This is a genomic window from Corynebacterium sp. HMSC070H05 (assembly GCF_001837615.1).
GTDB lineage: Bacteria > Actinomycetota > Actinomycetes > Mycobacteriales > Mycobacteriaceae > Corynebacterium > Corynebacterium coyleae.
Genome location: NZ_KV833343.1, coordinates 165249 through 187670, shown reverse-complemented (window position 1 = coordinate 187670; position 22422 = coordinate 165249). Strand labels below are relative to the sequence as shown.

The following is a 22422-nucleotide window of genomic DNA, read 5'->3' as shown; positions in this document are numbered from 1 at the left end:
AGCTGTTACAGACTCCAGTCGATGGGATTCGCACCCTGTGCTTGAAGCGCTTCATTTGCACGCGAGAACGGGCGCGAACCGAAGAAACCGCGCGATGCTGACAACGGCGACGGATGCGGCGACTCAATCCGGGGAGTATCCCCCAAAAACTTCGCCGCTGTCTGTGCGTCACGGCCCCACAAGATAGCTACGAGTGGCGCGTCTCGGCGGACAAGCGCCTCAATTGCAGCCTGGGTAACCTCTTCCCAGCCTTTGCCGCGGTGTGACGCGGGCTTTCCCGGACGCACGGTAAGCACCCTGTTGAGCAGCAAAATGCCTTGCGACGACCACGACGACAGGTCCCCATCCGCCCGGGGCGGGATACCCAGATCAGCCTGCAGCTCTTTGTAGATATTCACCAGCGACCTTGGCGCCGCCACCCCAGGCTGGGTGGAAAACGCGAGCCCCATCGGATGTCCTGGGGTCGGATACGGGTCTTGGCCCAGGATGAGGACCCGGACATCGTCGAACGGATCCGCAAAAGCCCGCAAAATATCGTGGCCACGCGGCAGGTAGTCGTCCTCTGTGCGCAAAAACTGCCCCATTGCGTGGATTCGATCTTCCACCGGAGCGAGCGGTTCCTGCCAAGATTCGTGCACGGGCAACATTTAGAAACTCTCCCATCCGGTGGTCAATTCTGGGGCCTCGCCGTCGATGCGCACCCCGGGCTTGCGGGTGACTGCGCCAATCGAACGGAACCCAACCGGTGCGGACCCATCGATCGTGCCGATGAGGGTGTGGTCCTCCCCACCTGTGAGCACCCACTCCCACGGGTCGACGCCAAGGAGTACGCCCGCAGCCTGCAAGGTCGCATCCGGGCGCAGCGCCACCTTTGACAGTTCGATGCCTACCGAAGATGCCTTTGCCAGCGTCGTCACATCCCGGATGAGCCCATCCGAGTTGTCCGTCATCGCGGTCGCGCCTGCCGCGCGCGCCACCACGCCACGCCCCGGGGTAAGCACCGGGGCCTGATGCGCCTTCACAAGCACCTCGAGCTCCTCCGGCACATCAATCCCGGACTGCAGCAGCGCGAATCCTGCGGCTGAATAACCGATATTGCCGTGCGCGACCACTCGCTGACCGGGGCGTGCCGCATCTAGCGTCAGCGGCGGACGGTTACCACCAAGCGAGCCGATTGCGGTTACGGAGACCACAAGTTCTTGCCCGTCGGTCAGATCCCCGCCGACGAGTTCACAGCCATACTCCCCTGCCATATCCCCAATGCCGCGGGCGATCTCTTCGACCCATGCTGCCGGCGCATCGCGGGAGACAGACACCCCCATCAGTGCTGCAATCGGGCGCGCGCCCATTGCCTCGATATCCGCGAAGTTCTGCACCGTCGCCTTGCGGCCCAAAAGGTACGGGGTTGTGGTCGCACGAGTGAAGTGATGGCCTTCCACCAACATGTCGGTGCCGGCGACGACTCTCGAGTTTGGCACTGAGGGGGTAAGTACCGCTGCGTCGTCGCCGTTGAGGGCAGACGGTGCGGCAGCGCGAATCGCGGCGATAACCGCTCGCTCGCCGACCTGCGCAAGCGTCGGACCATCAGTGGGAAATCCGGTGGTGATCACGGGTTGGGCAGCCCTTTCGTTAGACTATTTCGCCATGGCAACCACGGCGCACGAACCACAGGTTAATCGCACAACAATTTTGGTCAGTCTTGGCCTCGCAGTCCTTCTCGTCCTCGGAGCCGTTATTGGCGCTCGTGTGTTCTTCCAACGTGTGGCGCTGCAGCCGGTCGCGATGGCTGATCTTCCTGCCCCGATGGCCGATAGCCCGGAGTGCGCATCGCTTATCGACGCCCTCCCCGACCGGTTCGCCGGCCTTCCCCGTGCCGAACTCGCAGAACCGGCACCACAAGGCGCCGCCGCCTGGCGCAAGTCCACCGATGACCGCGTCACCCTGCGCTGCGGTGTAGACATGCCGGCGCAGTACACGGACTACGCCGTCACTGAAACTCTCGGCAATGCAACGTGGATGCGTATCGACGACCTCACGCCCCAGTCCAACCTGGCCACCTGGTACACCGTGGACCGCTCCCCTGTGATCGCCGTGACCGGTGATGCGCAGGTACTCCACGACTCAAAGAAGTCCCTCGGACGGCTGGGCGCCGATGGGCTGCCATCGAAGGATCAGCCCCACAACCCCGCGCCTTTGTCCGCGTTGGAAGGCGCAGATGCATCGAAGTGCGACGCGCTGCTCCAGGCCGCACCGGATGCTATCGCCGAGGGCTACACCCGGACAGAGCCTGCGTCCGAAAACACCGTCGCATGGCGTGCCGAGGGACGTGATCCGATCGTTCTGCGCTGCGGTGTCGCCCCATCGCCGAATTACGCACCGGGTGCGCAACTTGCTCAGGTCAATGACATTCCGTGGTTCGAGGATGTGCTGTTGGCAAACGGCACCACGGCATCGACGTGGTACGCATTGGGGCGCGACAGCGGTATCGCAGTCTCTTTGCCGCAGGCGGAGAGCAACGAGGCGATTACGAACCTGACTGAACTGATCGCCGAGCACACCGCTGCGCTTTAACGCTGCGCCTTAACGCTGTGCTTTAACGCTGTGCTTTAACGCAGCGCGGTCCGCACCAGCGTGTCCAGCAGTTCCGGGTAGTCCACTCCGGTGGCTGCCCACACCTGCGGGTACATCGAAATCGCGGTGAATCCAGGCATGGTGTTGACCTCGTTGAGCACCGGGCCGTCCTTGGTGACGAAGAAGTCCACACGTGCGAGCGACTTACAGTTCAGCGCCTTGAAACACGTCACCGCCATGTCTTGAAGTTGCGCGGTTGTTGCCTCGTCGAACGGTGCCGGAATCGTTGCCGTAACGCCCTCTTCGAGGTATTTCGTTTCAAACCCGTAGAAGCCTTCCTCGGAGTCTTCGGTGCCGTTGAGCTTCGCTGGCAGAGATGCCGCAATGGTCCCGTCGGGTCGTTCGAGGACTCCCACCTCAACCTCGTCGCCGACAAGTTCCGCTTCCACAATCACCTTGGAATCGGATTCGTGCGCAAGGTCGTACGCCGCCGGGAAGTCGTCCCAGGAGCTCACTTTGGACACACCGATCGATGACCCACCGTTGGCGGGTTTTACGAACACTGGTAGACCGAGGTAGTCACGCTCGTCGTCGTCAAGCACTGCCCGACCGTCGAGGATCACTTCCCTGGTGATCGCAATGTTTTCAGCCGCGACGAGCTTCTTCGTGTACTCCTTGTCCATGCCACAGGCGGATGCAAGCACCCCTGGGCCGACGTACGGGACACCAGCAAGTTCGAGCAGTCCTTGCACTGTGCCGTCTTCGCCGTATTTGCCGTGCAGCACCGGGAAGACAACATCGACGCAAGCGATACTTTCGCCGGTTGCGACGTCGAAAACCTGCCCCTTGCGCGTCGGGTTGATGGAGAGTGCAACTTCGCGGCCAGCGGGCACCTCAGGCAGCGCGACGCCGTTTACTGGGTCTGTTGTGCCTTCAACCCATACGCCGTCACGGGTGATACCGATGGGAAACACCTCGTAGTCAGCCGGCATGTGTTGCATCACCGACGCTGCGGAAATGCAGGAAATGGAGTGCTCGGTGGACATGCCACCATAAAGAACTGCTACGCGAATCACGCTGACCAATCTACCGCGTAGCCATGGCGCAGTTTTACTCTGCCTTCTTGCTGCGCCCCATCAGTGTCGCGATCGTGTCCGCAACTTTGAAGTTGTCGTGGCAAATAGCAAACACTGCCTGGGTAATCGGCATCTCCACGCCATGCTTTTCGGCGAGCTGGAAAATGCTTCTCGACGACACCACGCCCTCCGCAACCTGGCCCTTCGTCGCAGCCTTCGCCTCTTCCATCGTCGCACCTTGCCCCAAAGCGGAGCCAAATGTGCGGTTACGCGACAGCGGCGAAGCACACGTGGCCACGAGGTCTCCCATACCGGCAAGACCTGCAAACGTGCGGGGATCCGCGCCGAGCGCGTTGCCCAGACGGGTGGTCTCTGCAAGGCCACGGGTGATCAGGGATGCCAGGGTATTGTCGCCAAGCCCCTGGCCGGAAGCCATACCGCAGGCAAGCGCAATGACATTTTTCGTCGCGCCGCCGATTTCGCAGCCCACAACATCGGTGTTGGTGTACGGCCGCAAATAGTTAGTCGCACACGCGGCTTGGACGAGTTTTGCGCGGTTCTCGTCAGCGCATGCAATCACGGTGGCGGCAGGTTGTTCGAGCGCAATCTCGCGCGACAGGTTGGGCCCGCTGAGCACTGCAATCCGGTTCGGGTCCGCTCCGGTGACCTCTGCAATAACTTCACTCATACGCAGATGTGTTCCTGTTTCCACACCCTTTGAGATGGACAGCATCGTCGCATCAGCCGGGATCATGGGTGCCCAACGCGCGACGTTTTCCCGCATGGTCTGGCTGGGTACGCCAAAGACGACGATGGTCGCGTCTTGCAGCGCGTATTGCTCGTCCGAGGTGGCTTCGATCGCATCCGGGAGTGTGATGCCGGGAAGGTACTCCGGGTTTTCCCGCGTGGTCTGAATGGTGCGGGCAAGGTTGTCCCGACGCGCCCACAGCGTGACCCTGTTGCCGGCGTCCGCGAACACCTTCGCCAGGGTTGTACCCCAGGAGCCTGCCCCCAGTACCGCAACGTTGACCATATTTTTCTGAATCCTCCCAGCCGATTGTTCCGGTTTAACCTACCACCGGCCGTGGCGCGTGGCGTGTCCGGCGTGAGTGGGTTACTTGGGACACAATGGAGGACATGCCTACTCACGCATCCAAGACACCAGGAAACAGCGGGAAGCTCTCCGAGCAAGATAAGGACGCCTTGGGTGAGAAGTTTCTCACTGGCAGGCTTCAGGCTATTCCGTTAAAACCGCAGAAGGAGTTCGAGCGCACCACGCTTGCTGCGGGTGCGGTGCTGTGGCGCGGTGACGTTACGCAACCCGACACCATTGAGGTTGCGTGCATTCACCGTCCTCATTACGACGACTGGTCGCTGGCCAAGGGCAAGGTCGACCCTGATGAGTCGCTTGTACAAACCGCAGTACGTGAAATCAAGGAGGAAACGGGCTACGACGTTCGCCTGGGCAAGTTGCTGGGCAAGACGGTCTACCCGGTAAAGAAGACCACCAAGGTGGTCTATTACTGGACCGGCGAGGTCGTCGGTGGCGAGTTCGTACCCAACAACGAGGTCGACGAGATCCGCTGGCTGCCACTCAATGAAGCGCTTGAGTTGATGACGTACGACCTCGACCGCGAGGTGCTCCAGAAGGCCCAGAAGCGCTTTAACACGCCCGCAGATGCACGCATCCTCTATGTCCGACATGCCCGCGCCCACGACCGCAACAAATGGTCCGGCGACGACAACTTGCGTCCTCTGGATAAGAAGGGCCGCCGCCAATCCGAGATGCTCGTTCCCCTGCTCAGTGCGTTCGCGCCGGAACGTATTTACTCGGCGGTTCCGGAGCGCTGCCAGCACACGGTTGCGCCGCTGGCGGATGAGATGGGGTGTGAGGTTGTCGTCGATAAGCAGTTTGGCGACGATGCCTGGATCGCCGACATGGTTGGCGCCAAGCACGCATTCAAGGACGTGATTGAGGCCGGCGGAACCAGCGTGGTGTGCGCGCAAGGTGGGATCATCCCCGGCATAATCGCGTGGCTCTCGGCGCAAGGGACACTGCCTATCGACGAAGAAATCCGCGCGAAGAAAGCCTCCGTATGGGTGCTGACGTTCCACGACGGCAAGCTCATCGGCGCGGACTACATCCCCTCCCCACTTCCAGTTCTGTAACCCCACCACGACGAAAGGCCCAGACCATGGCAGCTCCTACCGCCATTTCCCAAGACCGCATCGCGGCCACCCTGAAATCAATGGGGGTGCAGTACTTCCGAGAAGACAGCGGCGAGGTTCGCACCGCATTTCCCAGCCTGATGGTGTTCTTCGAGGTAGCCGAGGGTGGTTTCAAGGCCACCGCACGCTGGCTCGGCATCATTGAGGGCGACGATATTGAGACGCTGCGTCTGCGCTGCAACGAGATCAACCGGACGATGCCCCTCGTGCGCGTACACCCGGTACGTCGTGAGGACGATGCCGTCGTGCTGATCGACGCGCCGTTCTTCTCCAACGAAGGCTTCACCGACGAGCAGGTGCGTGCAATGTTGGACTACTACTTCTCCGCAATCCATCACGTGGTGAACCTGCTGCGCGAGGCCTTGCCAGATACCAGCGAGCTCTTGTCGACGAGCGGCCCGAAAACCTTCACCACCGAAGCAAACACCGAAGCCAACGCCGAAGCTAACCAGGAGGACTAGGACATGACTTCTGCAACCAGCAACCTCAGCATCGACCGTGTCATCGCCTTGTTTGACAAGGAAGGCTGGAAGTACGAAAAGGCACCGCTTGGCCCTGCGCTGCGCACCGGTTTTTCCGGTATCGGTCTGGAGATCAACATGATCGAGCCGAATCTCAACGTGCTGACCACCGTCGCTGTGGATTCGGTGAAGGCCGCGCAGTTTAATGAGGTGCTCGAGTGGGTGGAGCGATACAACATTGAGAAGGCTTACCCCACCGTGACCGCAGTGAAGGACGAACAGCGCGGCATCACCGCGCTTGCCGTGACCTACTCTCTGCCGGGTTACTGGGAGCGCAGCGACCAGCAGTTTTCCGACGAGATCAAGACCGGTATCCAAGGCGTCGTTGTCGCTGCGCGTGAGTTCCTGGAGGCGTTCGCCCCGGGCGTCGTCGACCAGTTGGGCAAATAACCAGCCCGAGGGCGCTATCGCCGTCCGGGGTCTAACCCGCGACGGACGGCTTGAACGCTGGACGCGTTGCTTCGAATCGTTCGATGGCGGGCTCGTCGCGAAGCGTCAGCCCAATATCGTCGAGGCCTTCCATGAGCCGCCAGCGGGTGTAATCGTCGATCTCGAAGGTAAAGGTGTTGCCGCCGACGGTGACGGTGCAGTCTTCGAGCGAGACGATCGCCTCATCACCTGGGTGCTGCTCAAGGTGCTTCCAGATCAGCTCGATATCGGAGTGGCTCATGATGCCCGCGAGCAGGCCAGCTTTGCCGGCGTTTCCGCGGAAGATATCCGCGAATCGGGGGCTGAACACGGCACGGAAGCCGTAGTCCATGAGCGCCCAGACAGCGTGTTCACGCGAGGAGCCTGTGCCAAAGTCCTCGCCGGCGAACAGCACGGAGCCGTCTTTGAACGCGTCCTGATTGAGGACGAATGTGGTTTCGTTTTCACGCCAATTAGAAAATAGGCCGTCCTCGAAACCGGTGCGGGTCACACGCTTGAGGTAGCGCGCGGGGATGATCTGGTCGGTATCAACGTTGGTGCGGGTCAGCGGAACGCCGACGCCGGTGTGAGTGGTGAACTTTTCCATGATCGGGCTCCTTTACAGATCTGCCGGGCTTGCGAGGTGGCCGGTCACCGCAGTTGCTGCTGCAACCAGCGGGGATACAAGGTGGGTACGGCCACCCGGGCCTTGGCGGCCTTCGAAATTGCGGTTGCTTGTGGAGGCACTGCGCTCCCCCGGTCGCAACTGGTCTGGGTTCATGCCGAGGCACATGGAGCAGCCCGCGGTCCGCCATTCTGCGCCGAACTCTGTGAAGATCGCGTCGAGGCCTTCTTCTTCGGCCTGCTGCTTCACAAGTGTGGAGCTCGGTACGACGAGCATGCGTGTACCTTCGGCGATGCGGCGGCCCTTGACAACGTCGGCGGCTGCACGCAGATCCTCGATGCGCGCGTTGGTGCAGGAGCCGAGGAAGACCGTATCGATGGTGATGTCGCGCAGCGGCATGCCCGGGGTCAAGCCCATGTATTCGATGGCCTTCGCAGCAGATGCCTTCGTGTTGTCGTCGGTGAAGTCCTCCGGGTCGGGAACGTTTTCGCCGAGCGGCAGACCTTGGCCTGGGTTGGTACCCCAGGTGACAAACGGCGTCAGTGCTGCACCGTCGATTTCTACAACGGTGTCGAATGTCGCGCCCTCGTCAGTCGGCAGCGTCTTCCAGTATTCGACTGCCGCATCCCAGTCGGCACCCTTGGGTGCGTACTCTCGGCCCTCGACGTAGTCGAAGGTGGTCTGATCCGGCGCGACCATGCCGGCGCGGGCACCGGCTTCAATGGACATGTTGCACAGCGTCATGCGCGCTTCCATCGACATTTTCTCGATGGCCTCGCCGCGGTACTCGATAATGTGGCCCTGGCCGCCGCCGGTGCCGATCTTGGCGATGATCGCCAAGATCAGGTCCTTGGCCGTCACGCCGTCCTGCAGCTCGCCGGTGACCTCGATGGCCATGGTCTTGAAGGGTTTCAGCGGCAGGGTCTGGGTGGCCATGACGTGCTCCACCTCAGAGGTGCCGATGCCCATGGCAATCGAGCCGAACGCGCCGTGCGTCGAGGTGTGCGAGTCGCCGCAGACAATGGTCATTCCGGGCTGTGTAATGCCCAGCTGCGGGCCGACGGTGTGCACGATGCCCTGCTGGATATCGCCCATCGGGTGCAGCTTCACACCAAACTCGGCGCAGTTGTCGCGCAGGGTGGCTACCTGGGTGCGCGAGGTAGGCTCGGTGATCTCGACGAGGTCACCGCTGGTAATACCCGTGGTGGGCACGTTGTGGTCCTCCGTTGCCAAATGCAACTCGGGGTGGCGCATGGTGCGTCCGTTCATCCGCAGACCGTCAAACGCCTGTGGCGAGGTCACTTCGTGCAGGAGCTGGAAATCGATAAAGATGAGGTCAGGCTCGCCGTTTTCCCCCTTCGTTACCACGTGGTCGCGCCACACTTTCTCCGCTAATGTCAACGGTGGCTGAGTCATCCGGTCCTCCTTCATACGGGCTCCCAACATCCCACACTATGAGATGCTAGGATTCGAACTGTGAGACAGTATAACGAAGGTTCCGGGATTAAAGTCCTCGACCGCGCAGTTGCCATCACACGCTCGGTTGGTGCGGGTGATAAAACACTCGCAGAACTTAGCGACGACACCGGCCTGCCACGCGCAACCGCCCACCGCATTGCCACTGCGCTGGAACTGCACCATGTGCTTTCCCGCAACGAACACGGCGAATGGACACTCGGCCCAGCACTGACCGGTCTTGCCACGGGGCTTCCCTCCGCGCTGCTTCCGGCAGCCGCGCCGGTTATGCGAGACCTGGTTGCACAGACCGGGGAATCCGCACAGCTTTACCAACTGACGGGATCGACCCGCACCTGCATCGCTGCCGAAGAACCGGAAAGCGGACTCCACAACGTAGTGCCGGTTGGCTCCAGGCTCACACTATCGGCCGGTTCTGCCGCCCGCGTGTTTGCTGCCCACTGCCCGATCGACTCCCCGTTTGATGCAGCGGACCTCGAACAGGTACGCAAGGTCGGCTACGCCGAGTCTGTCTCCGAGCGCGAGGTTGGCCTGGCGAGCGTGTCCACCCCGGTGTTCCAGCCCGACGGCACCTTAGTCGCGGTCCTGTCTGTGTCGGGTCCCGCCGAGCGCTTGAAGCCCTCCCCCGGCGCAACATGCGGCGAGGCGCTCAAGAACGCCACCGCTCGGCTGAGCGCCGAGCTCTAGCCGAGCTCTAGCCGAGCTCCGGCCCGGCACTGGGGGCGCCAACGGGCGTCAGCGAACGTCGATGTCGTCCAAGCGCCTCGCGGGCCACACCGCGGGGGAAGCGGATCTTCCGCCGCAGGATCAGTTCGTCCTCGATGCAGTAGGCGCCGACCAAGAACGCCTCGATCTCCTCACTCGGCGGGGTCCGCTTGACCAGGTAGGGGTCGATGAGGAAGTTATCCGAGGTCGTGCGGCACCGGGTGCGGTTCATGGCTAGGCCCACCAGGGGCACGCCGTCGGAACGCGTCTTGGTGAAGGCGACTTCGGCAAGGGTTAGCCCGCAGCCGTCGACAAGCGAGCGCCCCGGCTCAAGATACAGACGCAACCCGCGCTCGCGCAGCGCTTCTGCGACGCCGCCGGAGAGTACCTCGGTGAGCCACGCGCCGCGCGTCGGCTCCTGCCAGTCCCGGGCCGAGCACGCCGCGCTCGAGGGCGTCGGCGACGAGGGCGCGGGCTGTGCGGTCCTTGGCGCTACCGCCGGGGTTGAAGGACTCGAGTTTGGCCCAGACCCGGGGTGTTTCCCCCAACGCTCCATTCGAGGGTACGCTCGCCACGTGAGCAAGAGCGGGCAGATTCTTGGACGGGACATTCGTCGCCTGCTGCGCGTTCCCCGGGCCTTCATCATCATCGTCGGCGTGCTCATCACCCCCGCGCTCTACGCGTGGTTCAACATCAACGCCTTCTGGGACCCCTACGCCCACACCCAGAACATCCGCATCGCGGTGGTCAACAACGACCGCGGCGCCTCCGCCGAGCGCGTCGGCGAGGTCGACGTCGGCGAGCAGATCACCGAGCAGCTCAAGGCCAACGACAAGATCGGGTGGGTGTTTCTCCCCGAGAACGAGGCACGCGACGGTCTCATGCGCGGCGACTACTACGCCATGTTCCTCATCCCTCCCGAGTTCAGCGAGGACCTGCTGAGCCTCGTCAGCGGCACCTACACGCAGCCGGTGTTGGAGTACTACGTCAACGAGAAGAGCAACGGCGTCACCCCCTCGATTACCGACGCCGGCGCCTCCGCCGTCGACACGGCCGTGTCCGAGGCCTTCAAGAAGAAGGTCGGCGAGGCCGCGGCGACCGAGCTGCGCAACAAGGGGTTCGCGGCGCGCGATGACGCCGAGGAGGCCCGAGGCAAAGCCTCCGGGAGCTTCGGCCAGATCGCCGCCGACCTCGACGCCGCCCAGGGGCGGGTGGCCACGATGAAGCAGAGCATCAGCGGTGCGCGCCCGGTTGTCGCCGAGCTGAACACCCTCGTCGGCTCCGTCGACGACACCCTCCGGTCCGTGGACTCCTCTCTCGGCGAGGCCGAGGGGATCATCGCCGAGCTGCAGAAGTCCTCCGCCGGTTTCAGCGCCGACACATCGACCGCGCTCGTCGAGTCCACCAACGCGCTCAGCCTCGGCGCCGCCTCCGCCAACGCCTCCATCGCGGAGGCGACGGGCCAGCTCGGCACCGCCCAGGGGCGGGTGCGCTCCGCCGTCGGCGAGGTCGACGGCGTGGTCAAGCAGGGCGAATCCGCCGCCGCGCAGCTGCGCGCCATGTCGGCCGGGGCGGCCCTATCGCCTGAGGTCCGCGCTCAGCTCGACGCCGCGGCTAGCGCGCTGGAGGAGCGTACCGCCGCCTCCCACGCCGTCCTCGACGGCCTGAACAACGTGGACCGCAGCGCGAGCGCCGCGCTGGCGTCGATAGGCGAGCTCGGCGATTCCCTCGAGGCCACGGCCGCCGACTCCAACGCCGCAGCGCGCGACGCGAGCACGCAGCTCGGCGAGTCCGTGCCCGCGATCAACGCCTCGCTCGCGCAGGCCTCCGGCAGCGTCGCCTCCGTGCGCGGCGCGCTGAGCAGCCAGCGTGCCCTGCGCGAGGAAACGACCTCCCTGCTCGCCGGGGTGGACAACCAGCTCGCGGCCAGCCTCGGCATCCTCGACGAGGTCTCGGGCAACCTCGGCACGCTTGCCGACGGCGCCCGCGCCGCCCAGTCCGACATCAACGCCCTCCTGGCCACCTCCGACTCGGAGGCCCTCAACACTGTCACGAACCTCAACTCCGCGAAGATCGGCGAGTACATCTCCTCGCCCGTCACCGTCGAGCAGCAGGCCGTCTTCCCCTCGGAGAACTACGGCAGCTCCATGGCCTCCTTCTTCACCAACCTGGCCCTGTGGATCGGCGCGTTCGTGCTGACGATCATCTTCCGCGTCGAGGTCGACACCGAGGGCTTCCGCCGCCTCACCGTCGGCCAGGCCTACCTCGGTCGCTTCCTCCTCTTCGCCACGCTCTCGGTGCTCCAGGCCGTCGTGGTGACGCTCGGCAACGTGGCCTTCGGGGTGCAGATGCAGTCCGTCACGGCCTTTCTCGTCACCGCAATCGCCATCGGGGTTGCCTACACGGGGATCATCTACTCCATCGTCTCCGCGCTCGGCCACATTGGCCGCGGCATCGCCGTCTTCCTCGTCGTCATCCAGATCCCGGGCGCGTCGGGCCTCTACCCCATCGAGCTCATGCCCGACTTCTTCCGCCGCATCTACCCCTTCCTCCCCTTCCGCTACGGCATCGACGCGATGCGCGAGACCGTCGCCGGGTTCTACGGCCACCACTACCTCCGCTTCATGGCGGCGCTTCTCGCCATGTCCGCCGCGGCCTTCGCCCTGGGGTGGCTGTTCCGACTCACCTCCTCGCACGCCAACCTCCTGTTCAACCGCCAGCTCGCGCGCACGAACCTGATCACCAACGAGAAGGTGGAGGTCATGGGCTCGCCCTACCGCGCGTCCGACATCATGGCCGCCCTGTCGGACCGGGATGAGTTCCGCGGTGGCGTCGAGAAGCGGGCGCGGATGCTGCGGGAGAACTACCGCACCCTCATCTTCGGCGGGATCGTCGCGGGCATTGTCGGCATCGCCATCATCACCCTGCTCACCATGCTCCTGCCCACCGACAAGACGATCATGCTGGCCATCGTCGTCGCCTGGTCGCTGCTGGTCGTCCTCTACCTCGGCGCGGTGGAGTACTTCACGCAGAGCCTCGTCGACGCCGAACAGGTCTCGCGCCTCGGCGAGGCCGAGCTGCGCGACGCCGTAATCCACCGCCACGACTCCGCCGGCACCAGCGTCACCATCGGGCCCGCAGATGCCGAAAGCGAGGACACCAAGTGAGAACCGTCTTCTCCATCGCCTACAACGACCTGCGCCGTCTCTACACCAACGTCATGGCGGGCATCGTCATGGTCGGCCTCATCGCCATTCCCTGCCTCTTCGCCTGGTTCAACGTGCTGGCCACGTGGAACCCCTTCGCCAACACAGAGCGCCTCGAGGTGGCGGTGGCCAACACCGACCGCGGCCACACGAGCGACCTCACCCCGCTGGCCGTCAACGTCGGCGACATGGTCCTCTCCCAGCTCTACCGCGACGACTCGATGGACTGGGTCATCACCGACGCCGACGATGCCATCGAGGGCGCGAAATCCGGCGAGTACTACGCCGCCATCGTCCTGCCGCCCACGCTGAGCGACGACATGTTCACCTTCTACGCCGGCGACGCCGAACCCAGCCGGATCGACCTCTACATCAACGAGAAGAAGAACCCCATCTCCCCGCTGCTCATCTCCAACGGCACGCAGGGCGTCAGCGCCCAGATCAGCGCGTCGTTCACCAGGGCCCTCTCCGAGGTGTCATTCGGGCTGATCGAGACGGCCTCGGACTTCTTCAACGAGGCGGAGACCAAGCAGGCACTCGACTCCATCGAGACGCGCACTGCCAGCGCCCGCGACCAGCTGCTCTCCAGCGCCAGCACCGTCGACGCGCTCGCCTCGCTCACCGAGTCGAGCGTGCCGCTCGTCGACAGCGCCGAGCGGATCTCCGGGGCGCTGGGCGACTCTCTCGGGCAGGTCCACCCCGTCGACCTCGGAGCCACCGGGGCGGGCCTCGGCGGAGACGGCGCGGCGCTTGCGGCGGCGCTGGGGGCGACGTCGGAAAGCTTCGCCGCAGTGAGCGACCGCGTCGACCAGCTGATGGCGGACTCCTCCGCCACCTCCCAGGCCACCGCCGCGAACCTGACGGACATCGCCGCGCGCATCGATGTCCAGGTGAAGCAGTACACGGCCCTGCGCGACACCATCAACGACCAAGTCGCCCCGGCGCTTCCCCCCGACGCCCAACCGGCGGTGCGCGCGGTGGTCGGCGACCTCAACGACGCTATCGCCCGCCAGACGGCCGTGCGCGACCGACTCAACGACGCCGCCACGCGCCTCACCGCCGGGCAGGGCAGCCGGGACGGGAAGAACGCGGACCGGCAGGAGATCAAGGACTCGATCGCCCGGGCCCGCGAGGCGATGGACTCGGCCAAGAATTCCTACGACACCGGGATCCGCCCGCGCCTCGAGGCGCTGTCGGGCTCGCTGGACAACGTCCGGGCGAACGTCGACAAGGCCCGCTCGGACATGGACGGCGTCTCCTCTGCCCTGGCCAATCGGCCCGGCTCGCTGCGCGACACCCTCGCAGCCTCCGGTGCGGACCTGCGCGACACGGCGGAATCCCTGCGCGCCAACGCAGCGAGGATGCAGGAGGCGCAGCAGTCGATCGCGCAGGCGCGCTCGAGCGGGGACCTGACGAAACTGGCCGACCTCGTCTCCAGCCACCCGGAGGAGCTCGCCGACGCCCTCGTCGACCCAGTCAAGGTGGAGCGCAAGGAGGTCTTCCCCCGCGTCAGCTTCGGCGCCGGCATGGCCCCGCTTTACACGGTGCTCGCCCTGTGGGTGGGCGCCCTGTTGACGTCGGTGGCCGTGCGCACGGACGATCGCTCCATCGAACAGAACGTGGTCGATCCCGACCGCCTCACCGCGGGCCAGAAGTACTTTGGCCGCTACCTGACGTTCGTGACCACCGGTCTGGCCCAATCCACGCTCCTCATGGCGGGGCTCATCGTCTACGTGGGCATCGAGCCCGCGCACCCCTTCCTTCTCTTCATGGCGGGGTGGGTCTCGAGCCTGGTCTTCCACCTGATCTGCTACACGCTGGTGCTCTCCCTGAGCAACGCCGGCAAGGCCGTGGGCGTGCTCATCCTGGTGCTCCAGGTCTCGGCGGCGGGCGGCGCCTACCCGCTGCAGCTGCTGCCGGGCTGGGCGCAGGCGATCAGCCCCTGGCTGCCCGCGACCTACTCGATCCGCGCTATGCGCGCCGCGGTCTTCGGCACCTACGGCTGGGACTTCTGGCGAGCCCTCGGCAGCCTCGTCCTCTTCGTGCTGCCTTTCCTCTTCCTCGGCCTCTGGCTGCGCCACCGGCTGCACCACGCGATCAGCCGCATGGACGAGGCGGTTGCTCAGACCAAGGTGATGATGTCCTAGCCGCGCCTACAGGTCGATGGTGCCGCGCACGCGCGCGGTCACCAGCCCGCCCACCCAGATGTCGCGGCCGTCGTCGATTAGCAGATTATGCTTCGACGAACCCCTCGCCGATGCGCCACTGGCGCTTCTCGCCCAAGCTGACGGAAGCGTCCGGGTCCTCCACGTCCGAGACCCGGTAGTAGAGCATGTCCACATAGTCATAGTGGATGCTTGCGATGCCGTAGCCATGGGCATCGAAATCGATGTGGTTGACCCAGGGATTGGCATCGCGGATGGTCTTCTCCACCAGCAGCGACGTCGAGTTGTCTTCCGGGTGGTACGTCCCAAACACTGTGGTGAGGATTTCATCCACATTTGGTGCAGAAATTGAGGTTGTCACCATCTCGCAGCCGATCTCACCAAAGCCCGACGGGGAGGCAATCGAGTTCGCCCACTCTGAGTGGATGTCGCCGGTCAGGAACAAGGCGTTCGACTCCTGCTCGTCCAGCATGGTGAGCAGGCGGTCACGCTCGGCCGCATAGCCATCCCACTGATCCGAGTTCACCGCAATACCGGTAGCGCGCTCCCTCATGTAGCCCGTTGCAATATTGGCCTTCTCGTTGTCCTTGATGGTGACAAAGCGCATGGGCGACACCATCACGGAGTTACCCAGCACATCCCAGCGTGCGGTGGACTGTTGGAGTTGTTCTGCCACCCAGGCAAACTGCTCGTCGCCAAGCATTGTGCGCTCATCGTTGGCAAAGTAGTCGCTGGTGGTTTCCTCGTCGCGGAATGTTCGCAGATCCATCATCGTCAGCTGCGCGAGGTTGCCAAACTGGAAGCTGCGGTAGATGCCTGGAGCCTCAATGAGCGCACTGCGACGTACCGGGAGCCATTCGAAGTACGCCTGCATCGCCGCTGCTTCGCGTTGCTTCCACTGCCCTTCAACCCGGCCGTCCGTGTGGTTTTCGGCTCCTTCGCGCCAGCTGTTGTTGGCTGACTCGTGGTCGTCCCACACCACAATCCAAGGGCACGCCGCATGGGCCGCCTGCAGGTTCAAGTCGGTGCGGTAGCGGCCGTAACGTTGGCGGTAATCCTCCAACGTGGTGATTTCCCACTCCGGATGGTGCATCCTGGCCACACCACTTTTGCCTACGTACTCGCCGGTTGGATACTCATAGATGTAATCGCCGAGGAACACCACGTGGTCGATTTCGCCCGCACGCGCGCGCTGAGCCATGTCAGCGTAGGCGCTAAAGAATCCGGACTCCCAGTTCGCACATGATGCGATTGCGAGATTGAGCGTATCCAGGTCAGCGTCTACGGCTGGCGCAGTCAACGTACGCCCCACCGGGGAGAAAGAACCTGCGTGCTCACCCGATTTCACGATGAAACGGTAGAAGTACTCCGTATCTGGATCGAGCCCGTCCGGATCGACGTGCACCGTGTGGTCGGATTCCGCACGCGCAATCGCGCTTCCTGTCTTTGGGTGAGTGAAGTCTTCAGTGGTGTCGATCTGCCATTCCAGCTCGACATCGTCGCCAAGACCTGAGCCTGGCAACGCCTCGCGCGAGGGTGTCACACGGGTCCACAACACCACGCGATCCGGCAACGGGTCTCCCGACGCAACCCCGTGCAAAAATGGCAAGTCCCACTGATCCGCTGGCGTTGGCACCTCAGGAGTTGAGACAGTGCTGCGGCGCGCAGCAACAGCACCGCCAGTACCCAGTGCTACGGCTGCGACAGACGCGGCAACGGTTTGGAGAAATATACGACGATTGACACGGGGTTTCGAGCTCATGACGCCCACTTTCAACCAGCTCACAGGCGCGCGCAACGAGGAAACCGCCAAGTTTCCAAAAATTCACCCACACTTCACTGAGGTGACGATCCGCTAGTAACCCGCTGTTAAAACAACGTGACTTGTGTGGGTGGACATGACTGTTTCGCTTTCCCGTGCCCCTCGTTCCATTCGTCGCACCGCAATTTCTACGGCTGTCGTCGTGTCCCTGTTCGGCTCTGCCACGACGGCCGTCGCTGCGGATGCCCCTGCAGGTGCAATCAACACCCGTATCAGCCGCATCGTCCTCGGCATCGGATCCGACGCGACGGAAGCGAACTTGGCCTGGCAGTCGAAGACCAGCGAGACACAGTTCCTGGAGTACTGGCCGACTGCTGATCCAGCCAACATCACGCGCGTGGAATCGCCCCGTGGCCCGTACAACTCGGCTGTCTTCTACCCGCACGAAGCGACGATGACCGGCCTCGAGCCTGACACGGAGTACGCCTACCGGGTTGGAAGCGATCGTCGTGGCTATAGCGAGCAGCGCACCTTTACCACCGGCACCGACGGAGATTCCTGGAGCTTCCTCGCCATGGCCGATGCGCAAATCGGTGTAGATACGAAAATCGCCGAGCAGTCCGCCGCATGGAACAAAGCGGTCAATACCGCAACCGGTGAACACCCCGACTCCGCGTTCATCATGCACCTGGGCGACCAGGTTGAGGGCTGGGGTGCCCCGGTCAAGCAGCTTGAAGAGTTCACCGCGCCAGAAAAACTCCAGGAGTACCGCCTTGCCGTACTGAAGGGCAATCACGAGACATACACGCTCGACCGTCACTTCCAGGACACGTACTTCCTGCCCAACGAAATTGATGACACCGCGAACTACTTCTTCAACTACAACAACGTCTTGTTCATCGGGTTGGACGGCAACCGCGCATCCAAGGCCGACATCGACGTCCACGCGAAGTTTGTCAACGAAACGATCGCCGCACATGGTGCCGACGCTGACTGGGTGATCGTCGGTATCCACCACGCACCGTTCTCCCAGGGCACGCACTACACCGACAAGGATGTCGTCGAACTACGCAACTCCTTGACCCCAAAGTTGTCCGAAGCCGGTGTGGACCTGGTGCTTAGCGGCCACGACCACATTTACACTCGCACGCATCTGATGAACGGTGTCGACCCTGTCATTCCCGCTGGCGCATCGAAGTCCGGCGACATTCTTATTCCGGAAAACAACGAGGTCCTCTACGTCACCTCCACCACGGCAACAGGTGGCAAGTACTACGACTTCCAGGACGAAAACGGCACAACCCACCCGAATGTCCGCGAAGAAAATGTTACTGACCTGGCACACAAGTCCACCGCACGCTGGCGCCAAGACTACAACCCGGACTACACCAGCATTGACGTCTCGTCTGAGTCGCTAAAACTGACGACGTACAACATCAACACCCCGTACGTGGTGGATCAGGTCACCCTGCTGAAGAAGGACGCCACACAGGAGGAACCGCCGCAGGAAGAAGCACCGACGACGACTGAAAAACCAAGCGCGACCACGACGAGCGCCGCGAAGCCGACCACGCTCACTTCGGTGTCCACGGTGACGTTGACGGAAACCTCGACGATTACGTCCCCATCTCCCACCGTTGTGGAAACCACCAAGGTTGTCCCCACGACGGTGAAGCAAACCGTCACGCCCACCACAGAGAAATCCGGCGCCGACACCGGGAACACTCCGTCTGAGAACGACGCCAACAACGGCTCTCACGAGACCACTGAAACCGACGCATCCGGCTCCAGCACGACCGGCATCGTCCTGACGGTGTTGGGCATCCTGTTCGGCCTCATCGCTGCCATTATTGCGGTGCTGGTCAACCTGAACCCTCAGTTCGTCCAAGACATCCGCCACAAGTACGGGATCTAAGGGCTACTCCGCTGCACGGGCACTGACACGCTCAGCCCACCGATAGATAATGTTCTGTTTATCTCGGCGCAGCGTGTCGTGGCCGAGGACCAACCCCTCGTTCATCCGCCCTGCAGCAGCAAGGTGCTTCTGCCCCACCAATGTGCCGTCTGGGTGGATGTGCAGGGCGCTAGTGTCTGCATAACGCATCCCGACACCACGCTCGACGAGATCCCCAATGAGAGTTCCGTCGACGACTCCGGCAGGTGCGTTCACGGCGTCAATCACGACTGTTGCGCCGACCTCCTTGGCCACTTCGGTCAAATCGTCTTCGCCACGGTTGAAGACGTCGGTGCGGATCCGGTTGTCGTCGATAAGCGCGAGCATCTCCACCGCCGATTCAACAGGTGGGCCGGTAGCAACGCGCCCGAGTGTGCTCATGAAATCGTCGAACTCGGAGCCGCCAAGCGATTCTCGGCCGCCGAAGGACGCGCGCTGGATGAGCGCATCCTCGGTGTCGCGAAACGCCAGCGCCACAGCAAGCGCCGACGTCCATGGTCTCTCCCCTTTTGCAGCAGCGACGGATGTGCGAAATTCCGTCACTGGATCCCCGGTGAAGTCCTCACCGTTGATCACCGCTTGAATATCCTCACGCGCACCTTCCCCACCGACGATCGCGAGGATGGCTTCTGCTGACTCCGTCAGAATTTCCTTGAGCTCTTCAAGCGACTGGCACTGCAGAATCGCCCGGTCAGCTTCCGCAATAACGGGTTGGGCCTGGCGCGATTGCTCCTCGTCGAGGTAGGCCTTGACCTCCATAAAACGGCCCGATCGGGTCACTGGGTAAAACACTTTCGCCTTTGCGTAGCGCACGACATCGATAAAGGTCAGCGCTGCTCCGCGCACGAGCGCGATGTCATCGGATGTGACCGAATCCAGATTGCTTGCCGGGTACGCCGGGGCGATTACACGAAGATCCCCGAGATCCTGATGAGCAAGCGAGCCTGGCCAATCATGCGCGTGCCCTGTCACCATGAGTACTTCGTCGAACTGCTCGCCGTCCACTTCAACGCCATTTCCCACAGGGGTTACGTCCTGTACTCGAGTGATGCGGAAATCAAGCGTGCACTTTGCTGGCAAGTTCGTCCGCAAGGCTTCCCACGAAGCATCCAAGTGCTCGCCTACGCGTCGTCGTGGAGGGAACTGCCCTTCTAACTCGTCGTTTGGATCTAAGGGCCCCAGGTGGGTCTCCACAATGGATTTTGGGGCGTTGAGGATCCACTGCTCCGGAACCGAGGCACCAAACGCTCCTGGTGCTGAAATTTCTTCCATCGGTGTCTCGTTAAACACCGTAAGTTCGATGGCTGCTCCACGCTGCCCCGCACGATCAATGAGCTCTTCTGCAGCCCACAGCCCACGGGGGCCTGCTCCGATGATGGCAACTTTCATTTCCTACGCCCCTTTGCGGAGTACTCGTCGAGCGTTGCTGCTGCCCACTCGAAATCGGCACGGCGTATGCCGCGACGCGCGTCGCATTCGCCAAAAGGTACGCCGGACATGTGCCCCACCTTAGGCGGTGCGGGCTTCCAATCGCTCGACTTGGCGACGAAGCTCCGCACCTAACTGATTGCCCGGCAAGCGTTCCTGAACCACATCGCACACTGAGCGGTACCACCACACCTGCCGCTCTACAGGCGAATTGAAGCGTCCCCAGAGGTCATCCCCGATTGTGTCGAGGTCGGCATGAATGGAGAGCAGGTTGTGCAGTTTGTCTGCCGCTGCGATGAAAACACTGCCTTCCTCGGCTTCGCGAAGATGCGCAAGGTATGCGTCGGCGCGTCCCTGCCAGCTGCCGATGCTGTCCTCTTTGGTCACGCCTCGGACGAGCTCGACGACGCGTTCGCCGAAATCCGCAGCCATCTGCTCTGCGCTGTATTCCTCGGGGACATCTTCGAAAATGTCGTGGAATAGTGCACCGATGAGAACGTCCTCGTCGTCGGTGACTTGAGAAACGAAGTGCATCACGCCAAACACGTGCGATACGTAGGGAATGTCGGTGCCTTTGCGCACGTCATTGCGGTGCGCAAATGCGGCGACGTTGATAGCCCGAATGATTCGCGGTGATACAACCGGCATGTGTTCTGCCATGTACGGCTCCTTTCTGTCGGGAAACACGTCCCACTGTAAAGATGCCGCCGACACGAAAGACGGAACATTCGAACACTGCTGCTAATCGACGACAATCTGTCCCCGCACCCGTACCGTCACCGCTCCACCAACCCAGATGTCAGAGCCGTCGTCACTGATGGTCACACGGCCGTCCCGGCCGAGCGCAGTACCTTGGGAGACCGAGTAAGTTGCCGGCACGTCCCCGCGCGATCGCAGCCACTGCGCCATCGCACCGTTCGCGCTACCCGTCACCGGGTCTTCAAACGTCGGAGTAAAAGCGCGTAACACATACGCCGGATCCGTCCCACCCGTGAGTGCGGCAAATGCAACCTTGAGATCGCTCGATGCCGGTCGTTGTAACGCGAGAAGGGTTTCTACGCTATCCAGCAGTGCCAACCGCCAGCCCGGCCCGTTGTCGCCCCACGCGGCGTCAACGAGCGAACTCTCCCCCACCCCGAACACGTCGCAGATCTCTGCACGTTCGCATGCCGTAAGAGGTGCAGAATTCTTCAGCGGTGGGGTTGCGAACGCGAGCATCGAGTCGCTGATACGCACCTGCACATTGCCAACACCGCACTCTTGGACGACGCCGTCTGAGGCCTTCGGCGTGTTACCCAACTCCAGCCACGCACGCGCCGTGCCCAAGGTCGGGTGCCCTGCGAAGGCGTATTCCTCGGTTGGGGTGAAGATTCGGACCCGGTAGTCGGCCTCGTCGTTAGTGGGTTCGAGCAGAAACGTCGTCTCCGAGAAGTTCGTCCAAGCTGCGATCCGCTGCATCTGCTCAGTGGTCAGATGGTCCGCCCCGCAGATCACCGCGAGAGGGTTTCCCGTGTAGGCACCGGTTGAGAACACGTCGAGTTCGAAGAAACTAAGGGAAGTCACTGAACCTACGCTACCAATGCGAAAACCTCCGACCCGGAATCCGGATCGGAGGTTTTCTCCTTGTACCCCGTACGGGATTTGAACCCGTGTTACCGCCGTGAGAGGGCGACGTCCTAGGCCGCTAGACGAACGGGGCGCGCTCGCTTTTTGCGACTTGCTAACAATAAAGGAAACTCCCCAATATCAACAAATCAGCACGTCAGACGCTAAAAACTACTCCACACCAAGCGCTGGTCCGAGCGTGTCCCAACTTGCCACTAACTCACGTCGGAACAAGCCGAAGTTGTGCGTCCCTTCCTTGAACTCGTACCAATCCCGGTCGATGCCATTGCGTCGTGCCTCTGCGATGAAGTGCAGCGAACACGCATACGCGAGTTGCTCATCAGGCACAAGAAGTGGCTCGGGCGAATCGACGACCTCAACGTCAAGCTCCGACGGCAAACCACGTGAGGCCGACAGAAAAATCTTCTTCCCCTTGAGCCCCTGAACATTGCGCATGGGCGAGTGGGCGGCCCACGCCGGATCCCAGGAGCTGCCCCACATCTGTGCTGGGTCGCCCTTATTAATGCGCACGGTGCCGCTGGCGAAGGCCTGTCCGACAAGCCCAGTTGTCGACGGGCAGGAGGAATATGTTCCCGCAGCGACAAACCTGTCTTCCAAGGTGGCGATGTGCAGGGCTGGCCCACCGGACATCGAAAGGCCTGCGATGGCGTCGCGGCCGGTGCCGTGGAAG

General features: G+C 62.7%; 19 protein-coding genes, 1 tRNA gene and 1 pseudogene. 8 read left to right on the top strand and 13 right to left on the bottom strand.

Annotated elements, in window-relative coordinates:
• Positions 1 to 5 precede the first annotated feature (5 nt).
• Both HMPREF2617_RS10740 and HMPREF2617_RS10735 read right to left on the bottom strand, forming a co-directional pair.
• Positions 6 to 647 (bottom strand): uracil-DNA glycosylase, encoded by a 642-nt coding sequence (locus HMPREF2617_RS10740; protein WP_070840691.1) that lies wholly within the window; start codon positions 645 to 647, stop codon positions 6 to 8.
• A complete protein-coding gene (locus tag HMPREF2617_RS10735) occupies positions 648 to 1610 on the bottom strand; it encodes a thiamine-phosphate kinase (protein WP_070422950.1) in 963 nt (320 codons plus the stop codon).
• 34 nt (positions 1611 to 1644) lie between these two features.
• Here HMPREF2617_RS10735 and HMPREF2617_RS10730 point away from each other — a divergent pair, with 34 nt between their 5' ends.
• Entirely contained in the window at positions 1645 to 2571 is a 927-nt protein-coding gene (locus HMPREF2617_RS10730) for a DUF3515 domain-containing protein (protein ID WP_070840725.1), read from the top strand.
• A gap of 35 nt (positions 2572 to 2606) precedes the next feature.
• Here the strand turns inward: HMPREF2617_RS10730 and HMPREF2617_RS10725 are convergent, their stop codons facing one another.
• Positions 2607 to 3656, bottom strand: a complete 1050-nt coding sequence (locus tag HMPREF2617_RS10725) for a D-alanine--D-alanine ligase family protein (protein WP_168156392.1) — start codon at positions 3654 to 3656, stop codon at positions 2607 to 2609.
• 25 nt (positions 3657 to 3681) lie between these two features.
• Positions 3682 to 4680 carry an NAD(P)H-dependent glycerol-3-phosphate dehydrogenase gene (locus HMPREF2617_RS10720; RefSeq protein WP_070450038.1) on the bottom strand — a complete coding sequence of 333 codons (999 nt, stop codon included), beginning with the start codon at positions 4678 to 4680 and terminating at the stop codon, positions 3682 to 3684.
• A 104-nt stretch (positions 4681 to 4784) separates the two neighbouring features.
• Between HMPREF2617_RS10720 and HMPREF2617_RS10715 the strand changes: the two genes are divergently transcribed.
• From HMPREF2617_RS10715 to HMPREF2617_RS10705, 3 genes are read left to right on the top strand one after another with little or no spacing between them, the layout of a single operon-like run.
• Positions 4785 to 5816, top strand: a complete 1032-nt coding sequence (locus HMPREF2617_RS10715) for an NUDIX hydrolase (RefSeq protein ID WP_092102430.1) — start codon at positions 4785 to 4787, stop codon at positions 5814 to 5816.
• Between the two features lie 26 nt (positions 5817 to 5842).
• Positions 5843 to 6337, top strand: coding sequence for a YbjN domain-containing protein (locus HMPREF2617_RS10710; protein WP_070450041.1), 495 nt, complete (start codon positions 5843 to 5845; stop codon positions 6335 to 6337).
• Positions 6338 to 6340: 3 nt separating this feature from the next.
• On the top strand, positions 6341 to 6787 hold the full coding sequence (locus tag HMPREF2617_RS10705; RefSeq protein ID WP_070450044.1) for a hypothetical protein: 447 nt from the start codon (positions 6341 to 6343) through the stop codon (positions 6785 to 6787).
• A 31-nt stretch (positions 6788 to 6818) separates the two neighbouring features.
• Here HMPREF2617_RS10705 and leuD read toward each other — a convergent pair whose 3' ends face one another.
• Positions 6819 to 7412, bottom strand: coding sequence for a 3-isopropylmalate dehydratase small subunit (leuD, locus tag HMPREF2617_RS10700; RefSeq protein WP_070840690.1), 594 nt, complete (start codon positions 7410 to 7412; stop codon positions 6819 to 6821).
• A gap of 12 nt (positions 7413 to 7424) precedes the next feature.
• Complete coding sequence (gene leuC, locus HMPREF2617_RS10695) at positions 7425 to 8846, bottom strand: 3-isopropylmalate dehydratase large subunit (protein ID WP_070840689.1); 1422 nt, start codon at positions 8844 to 8846, stop codon at positions 7425 to 7427.
• Between the two features lie 60 nt (positions 8847 to 8906).
• Between leuC and HMPREF2617_RS10690 the strand changes: the two genes are divergently transcribed.
• On the top strand, positions 8907 to 9593 hold the full coding sequence (locus tag HMPREF2617_RS10690; protein ID WP_070450053.1) for an IclR family transcriptional regulator: 687 nt from the start codon (positions 8907 to 8909) through the stop codon (positions 9591 to 9593).
• Positions 9594 to 9678: 85 nt separating this feature from the next.
• On the opposite strand, the pseudogene HMPREF2617_RS10685 reads toward HMPREF2617_RS10690, so the two are convergent.
• Positions 9679 to 10035 (bottom strand): annotated as a pseudogene (locus HMPREF2617_RS10685) (diaminopimelate decarboxylase); the annotation flags it as partial.
• Positions 10036 to 10186: 151 nt separating this feature from the next.
• Here HMPREF2617_RS10685 and HMPREF2617_RS10680 point away from each other — a divergent pair.
• Positions 10187 to 12778 carry a YhgE/Pip domain-containing protein gene (locus HMPREF2617_RS10680; protein WP_168168349.1) on the top strand — a complete coding sequence of 864 codons (2592 nt, stop codon included), beginning with the start codon at positions 10187 to 10189 and terminating at the stop codon, positions 12776 to 12778.
• Entirely contained in the window at positions 12775 to 14964 is a 2190-nt protein-coding gene (locus HMPREF2617_RS10675) for a YhgE/Pip domain-containing protein (protein WP_070840688.1), read from the top strand. Before HMPREF2617_RS10680 ends, HMPREF2617_RS10675 begins: the two co-directional genes overlap by 4 nt.
• Before the next feature lie 85 nt (positions 14965 to 15049).
• Here the strand turns inward: HMPREF2617_RS10675 and HMPREF2617_RS10670 are convergent, their stop codons facing one another.
• A complete protein-coding gene (locus HMPREF2617_RS10670; RefSeq protein ID WP_070840687.1) occupies positions 15050 to 16744 on the bottom strand; it encodes an alkaline phosphatase D family protein in 1695 nt (564 codons plus the stop codon).
• A 136-nt stretch (positions 16745 to 16880) separates the two neighbouring features.
• On the opposite strand from HMPREF2617_RS10670, the gene HMPREF2617_RS10665 reads away from it, so the two are divergent.
• Positions 16881 to 18659: a fibronectin type III domain-containing protein gene (locus HMPREF2617_RS10665; protein WP_141763053.1), complete on the top strand. Its 1779-nt coding sequence runs from the start codon at positions 16881 to 16883 to the stop codon at positions 18657 to 18659.
• Positions 18660 to 18662: 3 nt separating this feature from the next.
• On the opposite strand, the gene HMPREF2617_RS10660 is transcribed toward HMPREF2617_RS10665, so the two are convergent.
• The 5 genes from HMPREF2617_RS10660 to HMPREF2617_RS10640 all read right to left on the bottom strand — a co-directional run.
• Positions 18663 to 20087: an FAD/NAD(P)-binding protein gene (locus tag HMPREF2617_RS10660; protein ID WP_070820896.1), complete on the bottom strand. Its 1425-nt coding sequence runs from the start codon at positions 20085 to 20087 to the stop codon at positions 18663 to 18665.
• A 120-nt stretch (positions 20088 to 20207) separates the two neighbouring features.
• A complete protein-coding gene (locus HMPREF2617_RS10655; RefSeq protein ID WP_070840723.1) occupies positions 20208 to 20774 on the bottom strand; it encodes an HD domain-containing protein in 567 nt (188 codons plus the stop codon).
• Positions 20775 to 20867: 93 nt separating this feature from the next.
• Positions 20868 to 21689, bottom strand: a complete 822-nt coding sequence (locus tag HMPREF2617_RS10650; RefSeq protein ID WP_070450072.1) for a PhzF family phenazine biosynthesis protein — start codon at positions 21687 to 21689, stop codon at positions 20868 to 20870.
• Between the two features lie 63 nt (positions 21690 to 21752).
• A tRNA-Glu gene (locus HMPREF2617_RS10645) sits at positions 21753 to 21825 on the bottom strand.
• A gap of 77 nt (positions 21826 to 21902) precedes the next feature.
• The coding region (locus HMPREF2617_RS10640) for an alpha/beta hydrolase-fold protein (protein ID WP_246821735.1) at positions 21903 to 22422 on the bottom strand (520 nt) is incomplete at its 5' end.

Coding starts and splice junctions, on each gene's coding strand:
- HMPREF2617_RS10740 (WP_070840691.1), bottom strand. CDS start 647: ATGTTGCCCGTGCACGAATCTTGGCAGGAACCGCTCGCTCCGGTGGAA.
- HMPREF2617_RS10715 (WP_092102430.1), top strand. CDS start 4,785: ATGCCTACTCACGCATCCAAGACACCAGGAAACAGCGGGAAGCTCTCC.
- HMPREF2617_RS10670 (WP_070840687.1), bottom strand. CDS start 16,744: ATGAGCTCGAAACCCCGTGTCAATCGTCGTATATTTCTCCAAACCGTT.
- HMPREF2617_RS10655 (WP_070840723.1), bottom strand. CDS start 20,774: ATGCCGGTTGTATCACCGCGAATCATTCGGGCTATCAACGTCGCCGCA.
- leuD (WP_070840690.1), bottom strand. CDS start 7,412: ATGGAAAAGTTCACCACTCACACCGGCGTCGGCGTTCCGCTGACCCGC.
- HMPREF2617_RS10710 (WP_070450041.1), top strand. CDS start 5,843: ATGGCAGCTCCTACCGCCATTTCCCAAGACCGCATCGCGGCCACCCTG.
- HMPREF2617_RS10665 (WP_141763053.1), top strand. CDS start 16,881: ATGACTGTTTCGCTTTCCCGTGCCCCTCGTTCCATTCGTCGCACCGCA.
- HMPREF2617_RS10720 (WP_070450038.1), bottom strand. CDS start 4,680: ATGGTCAACGTTGCGGTACTGGGGGCAGGCTCCTGGGGTACAACCCTG.
- HMPREF2617_RS10660 (WP_070820896.1), bottom strand. CDS start 20,087: ATGAAAGTTGCCATCATCGGAGCAGGCCCCCGTGGGCTGTGGGCTGCA.
- HMPREF2617_RS10730 (WP_070840725.1), top strand. CDS start 1,645: ATGGCAACCACGGCGCACGAACCACAGGTTAATCGCACAACAATTTTG.
- HMPREF2617_RS10705 (WP_070450044.1), top strand. CDS start 6,341: ATGACTTCTGCAACCAGCAACCTCAGCATCGACCGTGTCATCGCCTTG.
- leuC (WP_070840689.1), bottom strand. CDS start 8,846: ATGACTCAGCCACCGTTGACATTAGCGGAGAAAGTGTGGCGCGACCAC.